The following is an 816-nucleotide window of genomic DNA, read 5'->3' on the forward strand; positions in this document are numbered from 1 at the left end:
CCAAAGTCAGCAAAATGCTTTGTAAAATCCTCATCAACGACGTTTTTTAGGGTTTCATACATCACTCTGCTCATGCCGCTCACATCTTTTGTGGCAAAGAGTTTGTAAAATTTACCAAAGCCAAATATCTTTAAAATTTTAAATATCGCTATCTTTGCTCGCACGATAAATGGCTTTTTGACGACTATACCAGCTGAGCTTAAAAGCACTAGATATGGTGGTTTTAGAAGCGTTGCGACCTTGCCGCCAAAGCTATGTCCTGCGATGATGTCTGGTTTTATTTGTAGCTCGTCACAGAAATTTGCAACGATCTTTGCGTAGTCGCTTGTTTTTAATGGCTTAAAAATGGAGCTTTTACCAAAGCCTGGCATATCGATATAGACGTGGCAAAAGTCATTTAGATAGTGCCCAAAAGCCTTTTTCATTATCTCTTTGTTTGCGCCCCAGCCATGCAAGAAGAGCACTACCTTTTTGCATTTTGGATTTACTACTTCGTAGCTGATCTCATACTCGTCTGAGCCGTATTTGACTACCCTACTCGCCATCGTTTTCTCTCTTTTTAGCAGCGTAAATGCTCTCAAGCACGCTTACTGCCTCGCAAAGACGCTCGTACTCCTCCATATTTAAAAGGACTGCTTCAAATTTATTGTTTTTAACGATGACAGCGCGCTTTAGCTCGCTAGCTCCCACACGAGAAAGCACTGAGCTAAAATTTCTAACCACCTCGGTTGCTGTATAAATTTCATCTTTTGTAAAAGTTACCATTGTCGCTCTTTATGTAAAATTTTACGTAAAATATCACAAACTACTTTATAT

General features: G+C 39.6%; 2 protein-coding genes. Both read right to left on the reverse strand.

All coding sequences use genetic code 11. The annotated features are described in order from the left end of the window. Positions 1-545: alpha/beta fold hydrolase (locus CYP05_RS04310; protein WP_103642098.1), on the reverse strand; the 545-nt coding region annotated here is incomplete at its 3' end. Further along, entirely contained in the window at positions 535-765 is a 231-nt protein-coding gene (locus tag CYP05_RS04315; protein WP_002942153.1) for a type II toxin-antitoxin system Phd/YefM family antitoxin, read from the reverse strand. The genes CYP05_RS04315 and CYP05_RS04310, both read right to left, overlap by 11 nt. Positions 766-816 lie beyond the last annotated feature (51 nt).

This window comes from Campylobacter concisus (assembly GCF_002913545.1).
Lineage (GTDB): Bacteria > Campylobacterota > Campylobacteria > Campylobacterales > Campylobacteraceae > Campylobacter_A > Campylobacter_A concisus_AV.

Bases quoted from the DNA above. Each gene is read 5' to 3' on its own strand.
- CYP05_RS04315 (WP_002942153.1), bottom strand. From the start codon at position 765: ATGGTAACTTTTACAAAAGATGAAATTTATACAGCAACCGAGGTGGTT.